Raw genomic sequence first — 18,250 nt, 5'->3', positions numbered from 1 at the left:
AGTCTCTCTCCGCACCACTGACCGATCTACCGCAATGACAACCAGCAAGCAGCTCCAGGCGGCTCTCAGAACCTTCCATCTCGACAATCCTGACTCTACGTGGCCTGAAATACGCGATCACCTTCGGTCTATCGCAGAGGACCTGTTGGCGACTCCGACAGAGTGGGAACTGCTGGACGTAATGTGCATGAACTACTCGGACCTCAATGATGACTTGGGGTACATCGCATCGACTGCCGCTCTGACCGTTCCTCAGGCAAAAGGCGTGTCCATGGCAAGGCAGATTATGCTGGCAGCTGAGCGAAGGCTGGGAGGTGACCCAAGGCAGCTGGTAAGGCTTATAGATAAAATAGATAGGGATGCTGATCGTGATAGCCCCAAAGCATCATCTGCCTCCCTATCTGTAAGCCCACCTCAGGCCCTTCCTCCGGTTCGCTTTGAGTCTCTCGCTGAGTCCTACCGTAACGAGCACAAGGCGAACGTCAAAGAAAGCAGCATGAAGGAAATCGGCTATTGCCACGGGACCCTTTCGGAGGCTCTTGGCGATTTGGACATGAGGACGCACACACGGGCCGACCTTATCGCCCTTCGGGATACGCTTTCAGAGTCCCGGCGTCCACTCAGCGTCAACAACCTGCTAACCAAGCTCGCTACGGTCCTCAGCTGGGCTGTGAGCAACGATCTGATTCCCAAGGCATACACCCAAAACCTCAAGTACAAGAAGGGCGCAGAGAGCACCAGAAAGGCGTTCACTCAGGAGCAGATAGCTACGCTGATGACCCACGTTAACGGCCTCCCCGCTGACTCTTGGAAGCGCTGGGCGCTGTCACTGGGAGTCATCACTGGGGCAAGGCTGAATGAATACGCCCAGTTGACCAAAGAGGACATACGCAAAGAGGGAGATATCTGGGTTATCGACATCAACGACAACAATGGAAAGGAACTCAAGACGGCACAGTCCAAGCGACTCGTTCCGTTGACCGATGGGGCCTATGGGTTCGACCTGAGGGCCTTCCTGCGCTTCGTGGAGGATGCCGAGGCGGATACCGTGCTGGGCGTGAACTACCGCCTTGCTGGTCGAGGGCTTAACTTCGCTCTACGGGACATCCTGAGCAACGATGATCCAGACCTGACCCTCCACTCGCTGAGGCACTCAATCACGTCCCTGCTGCAAGCTGAAGGGGTCCCAGTGGCATACGTACAGGCGATCCTTGGGCAATCTTCGGGCACCCTGGCTTTCGATACGTATGGCTCTGGGGTGCCGGTGGAGAAGCTGGCAGTCGTTCTGAGGGAGAAGCTCCCCAGGTAAGCCGAGCGGCTGGTCTAAAGGACCCGAGCGGCGCAGTTCACAGCGTCAAGGGTCTCAAGGACTTCGGCGGTACTCTCCGACTGGGGACGTTCCCTGGCCTCAAATGCCAGAGAGCTTTCCGCTCATGCCGAACGGCAATCGGTACACCAAGACTGCCATGCGCCTGCCCCTCTGGAACGCCTGTGAGGTCTCGACAGAAATGCCAGACCTTCCGGTGGACCCCCAGCGGTCAACTCTCCCAGAAGCGGAACATGCAGTCCCCCGAAGCAGGCAATAGGTATCAGGTGCGCTACTGCGTGCCGCCGAGCTGGACGTGCTTATCGGCCATCCCGAGCATGACCTCCTGTTCATCGCTACTCAGGTTGCCCGAGCGGCTGGCCTGAAGCACCCAAGCATGGCTATCCAAGGGTTCCACAATACGACCGGCACCAAGCTAAGGCTGGGCGACCCATCCCTAAGTGATTTAGTTAGGGCAGGTAAAACCCTCCCAAGTAACACATGGCTGTTCGATGAGTCCCGAGTGTACGGGATGCTTCTCCGAGGCCACGCCCCTCAGTCCGAGCCCTTCCGCAAGTGGGTCACCGAGGAAGTCCTCCCGTCGATCCGCAAGACCGGCTCCTACAACGTCAATGAGTCCACCACGGAGACCGGCCAGCAGTTCGCCGGGGAATAATGTGGAGTAGTGCTTAGCTTGGAGTGATGTCGTATTGATACTATACGAAACCACTGGAGGAACCGTATGAAGATCAAAGCGCTATGCCTCATTACGCTGGTCACCGCTGTGGCTGGCTGTGCCTCGCATTCTCCTAATCTACAGGTGGGAAACGAGCTGACCTACACGAGCCTCAAGGAACATCGCGATGCCTTAAAGACGGTCAAAGTTTACGACTCCCTACCAAAAGGAGCTGAAATCCTTGGGGAAATCTCCGCGTCCCGCTGTCACCGAAACTCCCTACACGAACCCCCACGAGAGGAGTCCGTAGTAGCCGACCTACAGGTATCCGCTTACGTCAACGGGGCAGACGGAATCACAGGCGTGTCAATCAAGAAGGCATCCGCCTTGTCGAGTAACTGCTGGCATGTTCTGAATGGAACCGCCATAGCATTCACCCAGCCGAGCAACTGACAGTCCACAAAAACCCTCACTATAAGGAGAGACGATTGATTCCCTCCTTCCGCCAGTCCGCTGGCACTCAGTAGCGAGCTTCGCTATGCCCATTCGACTTCCCTGCGGTTGCTCTTAAAGCAGCTCACCAGGGTGACCCTTTCTTATCCACTGGAATGACCCGCCGCTGACTACAGCACAGGGACCCAGCCGTGGACCCGGTAGTCGAGCCGGGGTGAGCTATGAATTAAGCCGAGTGTTCCTCGGTCGTCTCAGGGAGGTGGTGGCCCCTGATTCGTTCATAGACACAAGGGTGGCTGTTACTTAAAGATTCTAAAGGGTTATCTTTTAATTACTCTTTTAATAATCTTTTAAACTTTAGGTTATCTCTCAGTCCTTAGGTTCTCCTTGAGGAACAAGGGTTGTCTTCAAGTGTAAGACAGGTCTTGCCAGACCATGATCCTGATCCTTTGAGGGCAACCTAATGTCCTTGAGTCTGGCCCTCGGTCAACCTGTGCAAAACCTGCATAGGTCCACCTCAGTTAAAAACCCTCAGTAGAAGGATGACCCCTCGGTTGTCCCTCGTCGCCCGTCGCTGGGCGCAAACGCCAGTTCTCTCTGGCAATCCCAATCCAGTCTTTCTGATAGCGCCTTTCATGCCACGCCGGTTCCCTTTGTCTGGGGTCTGGATGCCCGGCTGTGGGTGCGACCTGAAGGGCGCTACCAAAAGGAAAACAGACAAATGAATATCGACATCAAACACAAGCACGCTGGGCACCTGATCGTCATCGAAGGGCAACCCTTCAAGGCAAACGATGCGGGCCAATGGGACCTGACCGAAATCTGGCGAACCCTAAAGCTGGACAAGAAGAAAGGCCCAGGGAAATGGGCTGAGCTGAAAGAGGCTCAACGGCTGGCAGCTTCCGGAAAAGTCGAAAGCTCCAACGGCAGCAAAACTCTGGCGACGAAACAAGCGGCAATCCGCTATGCCGCCTGGGTTTCGTCCGAGTTTGAGGATATGGTCTTCGATGCCTTCGAGGCTATCCTTGAGATGCCTGAGGTCGCCACGGTTGTCATCCAAAAAATGGCCGAGATGGGGCGAGAGAAGTCCGCTGAGTTGCTGGCGCGTAGTGCCTTCAACGATAAGTGCAACTGGAAAGTGTTGGGCCGAAGGACACCGAAGATGCTCACAGCGGAGCAGAAGCTAATCCAGAAGTACCAACGCCAAGCCAACGCTGAGGCCCTCAAAGATCGCCAGCAAGGCCGGGAGGTCTGCTGATGCGCTATCGATTGATACCTGCCCCAGGGTGCCCTCAGGCTCTCTGTGACCAGCTCAACGACGCTCTGGCAACCCCAAGCGCCCGCCGTGTCTACCATGCCGCTCGGAGCGCCTATAGGTCCCAGGCGGACCATAACTTGGCGTCATTCCAGGCTCACCTTCAGGAAACCCTCAGGCTCCCCATGGGAGAGCTGAACGGCATCCTTGATCGGGCCGCTATGACGTTTCAGGAGGCAATGCTGCTACCTGTCCGATTCGATCTGACAGCAAGACCAGCAGCCGCCTAACGCTACACCGAGAGCGCCTGTAGGGCCTCCAGGGAGTCGCTGGGTCCTGTCTTTAAGGTTTCATCACCCGGTTATCGACACCTCCCCAGCGACTCACCTGGGAGCCTTACAAGCTCACTTTGCGACACCTTCAGTTCCCCACCTGAAGTCACCCAAACGCCCCTCCCACGGGCGACACACTGAAATCAAGAATCCATAGAGCAAACCCACAGGGTCGGCGTGTTCACGTCTCCTTGCGTCTTGTCGCGCCTGCCGTGCGGACTGGGAGTTTGCTCTATGGGATAGGAGACCTACCCAAATGAAAATTACCGTTAGCAATGTAACTCCCGAAACCGTGTGCATCTGCGGCCAAGAAATGGCCCGTAGCTACACCGAGGCGGTCCTGCTGCCCCTGCTGGTCGCGGCTCAAGGCCAGAACCATTCGGGAATCGTGATGGTAGCCGAGGCGTTCGATACCGCTGGGCTGAGCCTTGAGGGTTCCTTTGAGGCGTCCCGGCTCTACCGGAGCCACCGGAACCAGAAGCGAGCCGAGCAGGAACGCCTGCGAGCTGAAGCCGAGGCCCATGCCCGCCGCTGCCACGTTCCGACTGCCCAGCAGATCGCAGAGGCCAACGCAGAGCGTGAGCGTAAGGCCCGAGAGATTCGTGAGCATGGCGAACGCCTGCGCGCTGCCCGTGGACGTTAACGCTATGGACCTTTTGGTCCTCGTTCTGATTACCACTCGCCAATACTTTTTCTAAGGAGTTCAAAACAATGAAACCTTTCCAGTACAAGAAACCCGATAGCGTCTACACCCAGACTGTCACCACTGCGCACGGCTCAACAGCCACCCAGGCAACCTTCCACACCTCGGACATCCGCGCGGACCACATGGCCGCTACGGACCCGCTGGTCTATGCCCAGGTCATGTATGAAGCCGCAGAAGAGCACCTCAATGGTGAGGAGTGGCGCGACAACATGAACACGGCGTTTCCTTCCGAGGTTCGCCCCTACGGCTCCCTGCCGACCGCTCCCCAGGTCGCCCTAATGGCTGACCGCTCCGTGACCTTTGATCCTCGCCAGACCTACGATGGACGCACCATGACTCACGGCGAAGCCAAAGCAGGCTCGCTTGTCTCGATGGAGGCCCCTGAGGTTGGCATTCTGGTATCGGGTCGTGTGTCGATCTTCGACCATACCGTCCAGTTCGGCTTCACTGAGCGCAGCATGGAGCAGACCGGTGTGAAGCTGCTGGATGACCTTGAGCTAACCCTGGCCGGTAAGATTGCCCAGAGCCTTACGGGTCAACCTTCGGTCACAACGGCTTACGTTGGTGCCCTGAGCGGTAGCCCTGCTGCCCAGGCAGAGGACCTGCTGGATATCCTGGCGGTCCACCTCGATACCTTCTGGGGCCGTGATGTCTCCGAGTTTGGCGTCCTGATCCCCGTGGCCCTCCGTCCGACCCTCAACCGTGCCGCCCAACGGGCTGGTCTTGAGGACATTGACGAGATGGTGGGAACCCGTGTTCAGGTCTACAGCGGTCCAGACCGAGGCATCTTTCTGGTGCCCAAGGCGTTCGCCATGCTGTCCTTCCGTGAGGACCAAAACGGCGATGTGTGGCGAGTCGAACTAACCCGTAACGCTTCGACCCAGAGTTGGGACCTTGAGGTATCCGCTGTGGTGGACGTGATGGCAACCGCTATGGTCGAAGTGAAGCTGGGAGGTTCCGAGTGGGAAACCACGTCGGTAGCCCTGCCAATCATCAAGCAACTGGTCCTCTCAGAGCAGCCGTAAGGCCTGGGAGATACACCAGAGGACGGGCGGTGGTTTGTGATAACCATCCCCCTTCCAATCCAAAGGAATGAGCCCTGGGTAAACCTGGGGCCGTCCTGTGCCGTCAACTGGCTGTCACTGGGTCTCCTTGAGATTCGGTTTAAAGCTCCTCGACCTGAATGGGTCTTGGGGCTTCTTTTTGAAATACCCGACTAAATCAGTAGGAGACTCGCATGGGTAAGCTACAGGCTGCTTATTGGCTGCTGGTGGTTGCGCCTTGGGTCGTCTCGCTGGTCGCTCGGTCTGCGTTGAGAATCTGGGAGAAAAATCTGAGACGTCATATCAATAAAGAAGACCAGCCAAATTCCCCCGTGCCGCCCTCGGTCCCCTTGGATCGCTGAGGCTCACAAGCAGCTGATGCAGGAGCAAAACAGAGGGAAAACAGGCGGACTCTTGGGGTCACAAGCGGGTCACAACTGAGTCACAAGCTGCCTTGACGAAGCCCGGAAACCCAGCAATCATGGGCCTTCCACCGCTCTCCTAACAAATGTCGCAGATTTTGGCCGGCTGGCCGAAGGCGGATCAGGATGGGATGACGGATGAACGGAGAAGACCGCGCCGACGGATCGGCGCGGTGGTTACACGCTTACCTGATCCAGTGGCCCCAACGGGACCTCTCCTGAGCCTGTTGGATCCGCAGGGTACCGATGCTCTGCTCCGCCGCCGCAGCGATCTGGTCATCGATCATTTTCGTCGACAGTGACAGCCAGCTGGTGGTGAAGGCCAGTGCGTCGCCATGCAGCTCCAGCGCCTCGGTGGAGATATTGCCTAGGTCATCGCACTCGTTGTGATAGCACGGGTCGTAAGGCTGGTTCGCCGCACCGCCGTATAGCTGCGATTGCTCCACCGTCTTGATGCCCTCAGCGCCGGTGAACAGGCCGCCAAACGCGATGCCGTCATCGAAAAACTGAGCGTAATCGGAGCGGAAGTCGATCTCCGTACCTTCCGACGGCGCATTGCGCAGCTGGAAGTAGGTGCGGAACAACCGTTCGATCGCAGCCGAACCGGGCGGGCCCTGCAGACCGAAGTCCGAGCCATCACCGTCATAGATGAAGTTCGCATAGTTCGGCGAACCGATCATGTCGACGTTGAGGTATGCCTTGATCTGCTGTTTTTCTTCCTCCGGCAGCTGAGTGACATAGTAGGTCGAACCTACCAGACCGGACTCCTCGGCACCCCACCAGGCGAAGCGGACCTTGTTCAGCGGGTGCGCCTTGCTCATCAGCGTGGCCATTTCCAGCAAGGCAGCGCTGCCCGAGCCGTTGTCGTTGATACCGGGCCCCTCGAACACCGAGTCCAGGTGCGCACCGACCATCACCACGTTGTCGGGATTGCCCCGGCGGGTTTCAGCGAGCACGTTATAGGTCTCGGATTGTTCGCGGATCACATCGACATTCATGCTCAGCTGTAGCCCTTCGGTCTGGGCCCAAGTGACGCCATTGTCGTAGGTGGCGAACATCACCGGAATGCCGCCCTCATACGTCTCGCCGAGGGTTGCGGCCATCAGCCCCTTGCGGTCCTCGGTGTCGCCCTGGTTGAAAATAATCGCACCGACCGCTCCGGCCGCAGCGGCGTTTTCCGCCTTGTCCTCGAATGCGCAGGTGCCGCGCTGCATCAGCGCAATGGCCCCGGCAGGGAAGCCGACGAAATCCGCTGGCTCACAACCGCTGGTGGAGGTATTCCCCAAGCCCAGCGCAAGATCCACCGGCACCACAGCCGCCGTGACGTTACCGGGGTCGGTCTGATCGGCGTAAGTGAAATCTTCCTCCCAGACGTACTGCACCGGTTGCGGCGTCACGGCCGCGAGCGAGCCCGGCCCTACCGGGTAGAACGCCAGAAACGGAAACGCCTGTACTCGGACTCGATAGCCGGCGCGCTCGAGGGTGGTACGCACGTAATCGACCGAAGCCTGATAGCCGGACTGTCCGGATGCCCGGTTACCGTCATTCAGCGTGGCGATGTCTTGCAGATTCTCCAGATGCTTCATCACATTGCTGGCTTGCAGGCAGCGCGGTAGCCCGAGCGGCGTTCCGACCAGCAACGGTGATCGGCATACCCTGGGATCGGGCTTACCGGGAGACCAGAAATCATCGAAACGTGCCGTTTCCGCTGGTGGCGCAGCCAAGGCTGAAGCGGAAGCGATAAGAGCGAGAGAAGCAACTACCCGACGTGCATTGTTTTTTTTCTGCATGGGTAACTCATCCTTGCAACGAGATTGATGGGGCAGGCCGCAAATGGCATGCGCCATCGTCCCCTACGGCACAGACGGCCGTTGAAAACGGAGCGAGCGACAGATATGGAGGCGAAGCCGGCTGCGGCGCGCACCGGCGCGCTGCAGTTGCTTACTTCAGACGGCTTCAGGAGGCGCGCTGGCATTCAACAGCCGCTAGAGCGGACGCGGCCATAGGGTCCTAGACCCGGGTTGTCTCGCTTCGGTTCGCGCCGTCGCGCCAGACGGCAGCACCGCCGGTCGGCTTGATGGAACCCGACGGAAATTACGCCGGCAGTTCTCGACAGACCAAGGCGGGCATTGCACCCGCCTCATCGATGATGGCTCAGATACGAAACTGGCCGACCAGACGCTGCAGACTCTCGGCCAGGCTATTGAGTTCGCGGGAGGTCTGGGCGCCTTCGGCGGCCTCCTGCGCCACGCCATCAACCGCATCGGCGATGTGATGAACGCTGCGATTGATCTCCTCGGCGACCGCAGTCTGCTCCTCGGCGGCGCTGGCGATCTGAGCGTTCATGGAGCTGATGGTGCCTATCAGCGCGGCAATCGCATCCAGCGACTCGCCCGCCTGGTTCGACTGGGCCCGGGTGCTTTCGCCCTGCTGCCCGGCGCGACCCATGCCGGTAACAGTCATTGCCGTGGTGTTCTGCAGACGGTCGACCATGCCCTGAATTTCCACCGTGCTCTGCTGGGTACGGCTGGCGAGCGCTCGCACTTCGTCGGCGACCACTGCGAATCCGCGGCCGGCCTCGCCGGCGCGTGCCGCTTCGATGGCGGCATTGAGCGCCAGCAGGTTGGTCTGCTCGGCGACCGCCCGGATCACGTCGAGAACGCCTACGATGCCTTCCACATCCTTCTGCAACCCGCCAAGCGATTCGCCGCTGTCACGCAGCTCGCCGACCAGAGCGTGGATCTGCTGAATGCTGCTGTCCACGGTTCGCTTGGCGCCCTGGCCCTGCTGATCCGCTTCCTGCGCCGCTTCGGCGGCGCGCTGTGCGCTCATTGCCACTTCCTGTGCAGCAGCCGACATCTCGTTGATCGCAGTCGCCACCTGATCGGTTTCATGGCGCTGTGCGGCCATCGCCTGCTCGGAACGTTGCGCCTGGCTGGCAACGCCGGCAACCAGCGTCGTCAGCTGGCCGGTGGTTTTCGAAACCTGCTGAACCAGGCCATGGATCTTTTCGACGAAGCGATTGAACGAGGAAGCCAGATCGCCCAGTTCGTCCTGGCTGGTAACTGGCAGGCGGTGGGTCAGATCGCCCTCACCGGACGCCATGTCATCGAGCTTGCCCTTTATCAGCATGAGTGGCCGTAGCAGCGTGCGGCTCGTGGCAGTTGCCAGCAGGGCGATCAGCACCAGCAGCGCGACGGCGGAGCCCAGCATGACGAACAGCAGTTCGTTGATGTCGTCCTGGAACGCTTTCCGAGCCGCCTGTACATCGCGCTCTACTCCGTCCAGATTGAGCGATGTGCCAAAGACCATGTTCCACTTCGGCAGATGCTCTGCATAGCCGATCTTCGGGACGAGCGTCGTGCTGTTGCCCAGCACAAAGCTGTAATCGACGTAACGGCTTCCATCCATACCGGCCCGGACGAGCTCACGGATGGCGTACTTGCCGCTGGGGTCACGATAGTCGTAGAAGCTTTGCCCAATCTTGTCCTTGGTGTTGCCCTGGAGAATCCGCACGCTTTGTTCGTCGTAGCCCCAGAAATAGCCGTCCTTGCCGTAGGAGAGCGTTTCCAGAATGGCCACGGCGCGGTCTCGTGCTTCCTGGTCATCCGAGGCGGAGCTGTCGTAGATGGGGGCGATCATCTTCCGGGCAAGCTGCACGTAGTTTTCCAGTTCCGCGCGGCGATCCCGAACGAGACTTTCACGCGTCTCTGCTTCCTGCTTGGCCGCCAGTTCTTGCAGCGTGAGCACGGATATGCCGCTGAGGAGTATCGCCAACAAGAGGATTGGACCTAATGCGAGGATGAGAAGCTTCGTTTGCAGACGTAATCTGGAGAGCATGAGCTGGACCCTGAGCAGAACTTAAAGGCGGTGAAAGCGCCTGTTTTTCGGCGCCAAATTTATCGCACCATCAAGGCTATCGGCTAGCTAGCGGCATAATTGAGTCAACCAGGCAAATCTACCCGCGAAAATGACGTAGGTCTTAACGCGCGCGAGACAGATCGCTCAAGCCAGACCGGACGATAAGCGAGCCGGTCTCGAACGAGCGCACTGCTCCGAAACGAAAAAGCCCCGCCGAAGCGGGGCTCTCACTAGCCTGGAGTCGTTACTTCTGGCCGAGTTTGCGCAACTCTTCGTCACGCAGCTCACGTCGCAGTATCTTGCCGACATTCGTGGTCGGCAGGCTGTCACGGAACTCGACGGTCTTGGGCCGCTTGTAGCCAGTGACATTGTCGTGCATGTGCTGCATCACCTGTTCCTTGGTCAAGCTCTCGCCCGGCTTGACCACCACGAACAGCTTGATCGCCTCGCCGGATTTATCATCCGGAATGCCTATCGCCGCGCACTGCAACACACCCGGCAGAGTCGCGAGTACGTCTTCCAGCTCGTTGGGATAAACATTGAAGCCTGACACCAGAATCATGTCTTTCTTCCGGTCAACGATGCGCATATAGCCGTCGTTCTGGATGATGCCGATGTCGCCAGTCTTCAGCCAACCATCTGCACTGAGGACCTCGTCCGTGGCCTCCTGCCGCTGCCAGTAGCCCTTCATCACCTGAGGGCCTTTCACACATAGCTCACCGGTGGCGCCGAGCGGAAGGTCGTTGCCTTCATCATCGATGACCTTGCACTGGGTCGACGGCATCGGAATACCGATGGTGCCGATCTGGATGCCGCCGAACGGATTGACCGAAACCACTGGGCTGGTTTCGGTCATGCCGAAGCCTTCACAGATCGAGCAGCCGGTCACTTGCTGCCAGCGCTCGGCTGCCGCCAACTGCAACGCCATGCCACCGGAGAACGTCGCCTTCAGCGCCGAGAAATCCAGCTTGCGGAAGTCCTCGTTGTTGCACAGTGCAACGAACAGCGTATTGAGCCCGACAAAGCCGGTGAACCGATGTTTGCTGAGATCCTTGACGAACGCCGGCAGGTCGCGCGGGTTGGTGATCAGCACGTTGTGAGCGCCGATCAACATCATCGTCATGCAGTGAAAGGTAAACGCATAGATGTGATACAGCGGCAGCGGCGCAACCATGGTTTCGCAACCACTTCCAAGCTCCGAGCCCATCAGCGCCCGACACTGCAGCATATTCGCAACGATATTGCGATGTGTCAGCATTGCGCCTTTGGCGACGCCCGTCGTGCCGCCGGTGTACTGCAGCACGGCGACATCATCGCCTGCCGGGCTGGCCTCGCGAGCCGCCTTGCCACGCCCGAGCGCCATGGCATCGTTGAACCTGATGGCCTTCGGCAGGTTGTACGCCGGCACCATCTTTTTCACATGCTTGATCACGGCGTTGACCAGCAGGCGCTTGATCGCCGGCAGCATGTCACCGACTTCGGTAACGATGACATGCCTGATGCCGGTCTTCGGCAAGACTTCCTCGGCCAAATGGGCCATGTTCGCCAGACACACCAACGCTTTGGCGCCGGAGTCATTGAACTGGTGTTCCATTTCTCGCGCGGTGTACAGCGGGTTGGTGTTGACCACGATCAGGCCGGCGCGCATGGCACCGAATACCACCACGGGGTACTGAAGGAGGTTAGGCAGCTGCACGGCGATCCGGTCGCCCGGTTGCAGATCGGTGTTTTGCTGGAGATAGGCGGCGAATTCGCCGGACAGGGTATACAGCTGACCGTAAGTCAGCGTTTTGCCAAGGTTGCTGAAAGCCGGCTTATCCGCGAAGCGTTCACAGGACTGTTTGAGCACAGCCTGGATGTTCTGGTACTCATCGGGATTGATCTCGCTTTCGACCCCGACAGGATACTTATCCTTCCAGAAGTTATCGGTCATGAAACCCCCACTCCTAAGCGACAGCTTTACTGCACATAGCAGCTGTTTTGTTGTGTTTTGTTAATTTTTGTACCGGATTCCGGCCAAAAAGCGGGGTCGAGGTTAGCAGTTTTGAAACAGCCCGAACAGTGGCCGAGCTGGGATCAACAGACACAAAGTGACTGACATCAACCAGTCAGTCACATACTGCAAAAGGAGAAGCCGCACATCCGGGCGATGTCAGGCCTGATCGCGCAGCTCTCTGCGCAGAATCTTGCCAACCGGTGTCATCGGCAGAGAATCGCGGAATACCAAGTGCCGCGGCACCTTGTACCCGGTGAAGTTTTCTCGGCAGTAAGCTTGCAGTTCCTCGATGGTCAGGCTGGGGTCGCTACGTACCACGAACAGCTTCACCGCTTCCCCCGATTTTTCATCGGCGACACCAATTGCGGCGCAGGCTGCCACCTTGGGGTGAGCCATGACCACGTCTTCGATTTCGTTGGGATAGACATTGAATCCCGAGACTATGATCAGGTCTTTCTTGCGATCGACGATGCGCACGAAACCATCCGAGTCGATCACCGCGATGTCTCCGGTCTTCAGCCAGCCCTCGCCATCGAGCACTTCGGCGGTGGCTTCAGGGCGTTGCCAGTAACCCTTCATCACCTGCGGACCCTTGACGCAAAGTTCGCCACGCTCGCCCAGCAGTAGCTCGTCCCCCTCATCGCCGATCACCTTCAGCACCGTGCCCGGTACGGGCAGGCCGACCGTACCCAGGCGCGACCGTTCGCCATGCGGGTTGGCACACACGACCGGTGAGGTCTCGGTGAGCCCGTAGCCCTCGATCACGGTCACGCCAGTCATGCCCTTCCAGCGTTCGGCCACGGCAGACACCAGCGCGGTGCCGCCCGAGTTGGTGCCCTTGAGGGCGGAAAAATCGATCTTCTTGAATTCGGGATGCGACATGAGCGCGACGAACAGCGTATTCAGCCCGAGAAAGCCGGTGAACTGCCATTTCTGCAGTTCCTTGACGAAGCCGTCGATGTCACGGGGGTTGGTGATCAGCACGTTGTGGTTGCCGGTCACCATCATGCACATGCAATTAACCGTGAATGCGTAGATGTGATACAGCGGCAAGGGCGCGATCATGATTTCCTGACCTTCCTTGATGATGCTGTGCCCCTGCTCGTCCAGCTGCTGCATGTTGGCCCGGACCTGCTGCATATTGGCCACCAGGTTACCGTGACTGAGCATGGCGCCCTTGGCTACACCGGTGGTCCCGCCGGTGTATTGCAGCACTGCGATGTCGTCCAAGGTCAGTGACGCGGGCTTGACGCTGTGGTGGCCTCCTTCGCGCAGCACGTGCTTGAACGGGATCGCCTGCGGCAAGCTGTAGGCCGGCACCATCTTCTTCACATGCTTGACCGCGACATTAACCAGCAGGCCCTTGAACGAAGGGAGCATGTCGCCGATGCGCGCCTCGATAAGCACCTCGATGTCGGTGTCGGGCACCACTTCCTGCACCAACTTGCCGAAAGTATTCAGGTACACCAGCGCCCGCGCGCCGGAATCCTTGAACTGGTGACGCATCTCCCGCGCGGTGTACAGCGGGTTGGTATTGACCACGATCAGCCCTGCCCGCAGAGCGCCGAAAACGGCAATCGGGTACTGCAACAGGTTGGGCATCTGCACTGCGATGCGATCGCCCGGTTGCAGATCCGTATGGTTCTGCAGCCAAGCCGCAAACGCGGCCGAGTAGCGCTCGAGGTCGGCGTAAGTCAGCGTCACGCCCATGTTGCTGAATGCCGGGCGGTTCGCGTGGATCTTGCAGGAGCGCTCGAACACTTCCACCACAGAGCGGAAGCCCCCCATGTCCACGTCGTTGGGCACACCGGCGGGACGTTTGTCGTTCCAGAAATCAGGTTGCATTGTTATTGGCCTCGTTACCTGAGAGTGTCTGGCCCACTCGCGGCGGGCTGTGGCGAACTTAGCAGCTCCGCATTGCCGCGCAATAGTTCGGCTGCGTAATCAGTGACGTGAATCTCTGGCCACTGCAGCCAAAAGAGGCGGGAGTCGGGACAACCCACCCGCAGATCTCTAGAATGCAGCCACCCAAGCGCCTGCACGCGCATCGTCAGGACCTGCGACGGCTGCTGCCGCGGCGGGGCTGCCGTTCATTCTTAATTCAGAGGTTCACGCATGAGTACGATGAGCAACACCCCCTACTCCGAGTTGGAGGTTGGCCAGAAAGCCACCTACAGCAAGACAGTGGAAGAGCGCGACATCCAGTTGTTCGCGGCAATGTCAGGCGACCACAACCCGGTCCATCTGGACGCTGAGTTCGCCGCTACGACGATCTTCCGTGAGCGCATTGCCCATGGCATGTTCAGTGGTGCACTGATCAGCGCAGCCGTGGCGTGTGAGCTGCCAGGGCCCGGGACTATCTACATCGGGCAGACGATGCGTTTCGTCCTGCCGGTCAAGCTCGGTGATACGCTGACGGTGCGTCTGGAAATCCTCGAGAAGCTGCCCAAGTTTCGTGTTCGCATCGCCACCCAGGTCTTCAATCAGCGCGATGAGATGGTGGTTGATGGCGAAGCGGAAATCCTCGCGCCGCGAAAAGCACAAACCGTGGAAATCAAGGCGTTGCCTCCGGTCAACATCGGCTGACATGACTGGCGCAGTCGATTGCGCCTTCAGACTCCGTGCGTGACCGCAGCTCTCCCGGGCGCCTCTTCGGCGCCTTTTATCTAGGCATAGTTTTCTCACCAGCCCGGACTATCTGCCGATCGTCGGCCCGCTAACCGACCCCGCGACTCTCGCATGTTTCTCTAGGGTGGGCTTCAGCCCACCGCAATGACTCAAATGAAGGTATCGTCACGCTACCTCCCGACTCCTGCCAGTACCTCGCTCGATCATCCTGCCTGTATGGCTGGATAGTTGCGTGCGGGGCTTCGGCGGCACACCGTCGAGCAAACGCGGTGGCGCGGCAATTGAAACAGAGTCCGGCCCGGTTACAAGCAAAGCGCCATTAAGTCCCTCGGCTACGCCCCGAAACGAACGTCCCTGGAGGATGCGCTCGGTTGATTGCGCATCGACCATCCCGCTGGCAATAAAACAATAACAACACCGGGACCTCATCCATGCTCACTCGCTCGATTGCTTATCGACGCCTGGCGGCGCTCGTCTTCGGCAGCCTCTCGCTGACCCTTCAACCCGCCTTGGCCGCGCCACTCGACCCCGGCCCGGACGAGGCTCTGCTGTATTACCAACGAGCCGACGGCGACTATGCCGGTTGGGGCCCGCACCTCTGGAACACAGCAAGCTGCAGCGGCAGCCGGACTGAGACAAGCTGGGATCAACCCATGCCCGCAGCCGGCACCGATCCTGACTATGGCGCGTTCTACCGTATCCCTCTCACCCCCGACGCCAACTGCCTCAACCTGATCATGCACAAAGGCGACGAGAAGGACTTGGGCGGAGCCGACCTGACCTGGCGATTCGATGAGCTGGGCCGTCGCGTCTTCACCCTCAGCGGAAACGCACAGCTATCCAGCACACCGTTAAGCGGCGCTGTGGTTGCAATCAAGGGCGCCCGCGCGCATTGGCTGGACCCGTTCACACTCGCGCTGGTGGACGGTGCTGCGCAAGCCAGCCGGCTCGAACTGCGCTACTCCAGCGACGCCAGCATCCGCATCGACGGTGAGACACGCACAGTCACCGGCGGCACGGCGCTCGAGCTGCGGCAAACCGCACTCCGTGATGGCCTCAAGAAGCAGCACCCGCATCTCGCCGAGGCGTCGGCGTTCGGCATCGCGGCAGGCGCCCGCGAGCTGCGCCGCGCCGTGATGAGTCAGCTGGTGGTGATCGCCTATGACGCCGAGGACCGGATAATCGATGCCACCGAAGTGCAGACCGCGGGCCTGCTGGACCTGCTGTTTGCCTATAACGGCGAGCTCGGCGCAAAAGTGGACGCGCGCGGCGTCTCGTTCAAACTCTGGGCACCGACAGCGCAGCGGGTTCGCCTGCATGTCTTCGATGAGGCCAAGCGACTGCTACCGGGCTACCCGAAAACCATGAGCGAGCGGCTTGGCGTGTGGCGTCTGGACGGCCCACCTTCGCTCGATCGGCAGTATTACCAGTACGAGGTCACCGCGTATCGCCCCAGCACCGGCAAGATCGAGACCGCCTTCGTCAGCGACCCTTATGCCCTGAGCCTGTCGCGCAACAGCCAGTATGCGCAGATCGTTGACCTGAACGCCGCCGATCTCAAGCCCGCCGGTTGGGACGCCCTGCGCCCGCCGCATCCGGAGCGCCCCGAAGCCAGCGTGATCTACGAAACCCATGTGCGCGACTTCAGCGCCAGCGACACCAGTCTGCCAGCCGCGCTGCGCGGTACCTATGGCGCCTTCACTCGGCCGGACAGCAACGGCATGCAGCACCTGCGCGACCTGCAGAACGCCGGCCTCACGCACGTACAACTGCTACCGGTGTTCGACATCGCCACCATCGATGAAGACCCGGACCGGCGCGTGGATCTCGACGACCCGTTCGGCAAGCTCTGCGAGCTGTCGACTCAGGTCCGCGCAAACTGGTCGCAATACTGTGGCACGCCTAGCATTCGTCAGGTCCTGCAGGGCTTCGACCCGGCCAGTGACCAGGCGCAAGCGCTCTACAACGACCTGCGCGCCCTGGACAATTTCAACTGGGGCTATGACCCCTTCCACTTCACCGCACCTGAAGGCAGCTACGCCAGCGATGCAGAAGGCGTGCAGCGCATCCTCGAGTTCCGCCAGATGGTCCAGGCGCTAGCCGGCAGCGGCCTCGCCACGGTGATGGACGTGGTCTACAACCACACCAACGCCTCCGGCCTGGGCGAAAAGTCTGTCCTCGACAAGGTGGTACCCGGGTATTACCACCGCCGTAATCCCATCACTGGCGCAGTGGAAACATCCACCTGCTGCGAGAACACCGCCAGCGAACATCGCATGATGGCCAAGCTGATGATCGATTCGCTGGAGGTCTGGGCGCGCGATTATAAAATCGCCGGCTTTCGCTTCGACCTGATGGGCCATCACCTGCGCAAGAACCTGGTCGATGCCTACCGCGCGGTCCGCAGGATCGACCGGGACACCTATTTCTACGGCGAAGGTTGGGATTTCGGCGAAGTGGCCGGCAACGCGCGCGGCATCAACGCCACGCAGTTGAACATGGCGGGCACCGGCATCGGCACCTTCAACGATCGGCAGCGCGATGCCGTTCGCGGCGGCAGCCCCTTCGACAGCGGCCAGAGCATCCGCCGCAACCAGGGATTCGCCAACGGCCTATACGTGCTACCGAACGAACTGAGCAGCGCGGGCGCGCAGGAAAAGGCGCAGCTGTTGCACGCAGCCGACCTGATCCGCGTTGGTATCGCTGGCGGCCTTCGCGATTTTCAGTTCGTCACCGCTGACGGCAGCATGCGCAAGGGTGGCGATATCGACTACAACGGTCAGCCCGCCGGCTACACGCTCGACCCACAGGAGACCATCAACTATGTCTCCAAGCACGACAACCAGACGCTGTGGGACAACAACCAGTACAAATTTCCGGCCACCTTGCCGCTGGCCGATCGCGTGCGCCTGCAGCTGGTTGCGCTGTCCGTGCCGCTGTTCAGCCAGGGCGTGCCGTTCATCCATCTCGGCTCGGATATCCTCCGCTCCAAATCCATGCAGCGCGATAGCTACGACTCGGGCGACTGGTTCAATGCGGTGGATTTCAGCTACCAGGACAACAACTGGAACAAAGGCCTGCCGCGTGCCGACAAGGATGCCGATAACTGGCCGCTGATTCGTCAGGTGATTGCCGATCCGCATGCCAGACCGGGTGCATCCGACATCATGGCCGCTAAGCGGCGCTTCCTCGAACTGCTGAGGATTCGCAGCGAAAGCCCCTTATTTCAGCTCGATAACGCGCGCGAGGTGCAACGCCGTTTGCGTTTCCATAACACCGGTCCCGGGCAGCAGCCGGGCGTGATCGCCTTCAGTCTGGCCGATGGCCCAAGCGGCGGACGCGATCTCGACCCGCGCTACCAATCGCTGGTGGTGGTGCTCAATGCTTCCGGGGAACGGGCTCGTCTGGCGGGCGGTAGCGGCTATCAACCGCACCCGATATTGCAGCGATCGGATGACGCGGTTAGCCGCCAAGCGAAGGTGATCTCCGGCGAGTTCGATGTGCCCCCGTTCACCACCGCCGTGTTCGTGCAGCCTCAGCAACGCCGTTAAATGCCGGGCAAAAAAAGGGCG

At 59.8% G+C, this 18,250-nt stretch carries 11 protein-coding genes and 1 pseudogene; 7 read left to right on the top strand and 5 right to left on the bottom strand.

Annotated features, from left to right (window positions below):
* The 5 genes from DQ405_RS15720 to DQ405_RS15700 all read left to right on the top strand — a co-directional run.
* Positions 1–1,309 (top strand): tyrosine-type recombinase/integrase (locus tag DQ405_RS15720; RefSeq protein WP_206678908.1); only part of this gene is annotated, 1,309 nt, incomplete at its 5' end.
* 313 nt (positions 1,310–1,622) lie between these two features.
* On the top strand, positions 1,623–1,982 hold the full coding sequence (locus DQ405_RS15715; RefSeq protein ID WP_168425088.1) for a BRO family protein: 360 nt from the start codon (positions 1,623–1,625) through the stop codon (positions 1,980–1,982).
* Between the two features lie 1,174 nt (positions 1,983–3,156).
* The gene (locus DQ405_RS15710; RefSeq protein ID WP_168425087.1) at positions 3,157–3,693 is read left to right on the top strand and encodes a hypothetical protein; all 537 of its coding nucleotides are present in this window, start codon (positions 3,157–3,159) and stop codon (positions 3,691–3,693) included.
* A gap of 585 nt (positions 3,694–4,278) precedes the next feature.
* Positions 4,279–4,665 (top strand): DUF6971 family protein, encoded by a 387-nt coding sequence (locus tag DQ405_RS15705; protein WP_168425086.1) that lies wholly within the window; start codon positions 4,279–4,281, stop codon positions 4,663–4,665.
* Positions 4,666–4,733: 68 nt separating this feature from the next.
* On the top strand, positions 4,734–5,753 hold the full coding sequence (locus DQ405_RS15700; protein WP_168425085.1) for a hypothetical protein: 1,020 nt from the start codon (positions 4,734–4,736) through the stop codon (positions 5,751–5,753).
* A gap of 625 nt (positions 5,754–6,378) precedes the next feature.
* Here the strand turns inward: DQ405_RS15700 and DQ405_RS15695 are convergent.
* The 5 genes and pseudogenes from DQ405_RS15695 to fadD2 all read right to left on the bottom strand — a co-directional run bounded on the left by DQ405_RS15695 (position 6,379) and on the right by fadD2 (position 13,895).
* On the bottom strand, positions 6,379–7,983 hold the full coding sequence (locus DQ405_RS15695) for a M28 family metallopeptidase (protein WP_168425084.1): 1,605 nt from the start codon (positions 7,981–7,983) through the stop codon (positions 6,379–6,381).
* 364 nt (positions 7,984–8,347) lie between these two features.
* The gene (locus tag DQ405_RS28590) at positions 8,348–9,103 is read right to left on the bottom strand and encodes a methyl-accepting chemotaxis protein (protein WP_413044449.1); all 756 of its coding nucleotides are present in this window, start codon (positions 9,101–9,103) and stop codon (positions 8,348–8,350) included.
* Positions 9,104–9,205: 102 nt separating this feature from the next.
* Positions 9,206–10,033, bottom strand: a pseudogene (locus DQ405_RS28585) (cache domain-containing protein); the annotation flags it as partial.
* Positions 10,034–10,298: 265 nt separating this feature from the next.
* Positions 10,299–11,987: a long-chain-fatty-acid--CoA ligase FadD1 gene (gene fadD1 / locus DQ405_RS15685; RefSeq protein WP_168425082.1), complete on the bottom strand. Its 1,689-nt coding sequence runs from the start codon at positions 11,985–11,987 to the stop codon at positions 10,299–10,301.
* 219 nt (positions 11,988–12,206) lie between these two features.
* A complete protein-coding gene (fadD2, locus tag DQ405_RS15680) occupies positions 12,207–13,895 on the bottom strand; it encodes a long-chain-fatty-acid--CoA ligase FadD2 (RefSeq protein ID WP_168425081.1) in 1,689 nt (562 codons plus the stop codon).
* Positions 13,896–14,165: 270 nt separating this feature from the next.
* Between fadD2 and DQ405_RS15675 the strand changes: the two genes are divergently transcribed.
* Both DQ405_RS15675 and pulA read left to right on the top strand, forming a co-directional pair.
* Positions 14,166–14,636 (top strand): MaoC family dehydratase, encoded by a 471-nt coding sequence (locus DQ405_RS15675; RefSeq protein ID WP_168425080.1) that lies wholly within the window; start codon positions 14,166–14,168, stop codon positions 14,634–14,636.
* A 473-nt stretch (positions 14,637–15,109) separates the two neighbouring features.
* Positions 15,110–18,229, top strand: a complete 3,120-nt coding sequence (gene pulA / locus DQ405_RS15670; protein ID WP_168425079.1) for a pullulanase-type alpha-1,6-glucosidase — start codon at positions 15,110–15,112, stop codon at positions 18,227–18,229.
* Positions 18,230–18,250 lie beyond the last annotated feature (21 nt).

This window comes from Pseudomonas sp. SST3, from assembly GCF_003325755.1.
Note: the sequence above shows the minus strand (reverse complement) of the source record. Positions and strands in the feature narration are given on the sequence as shown.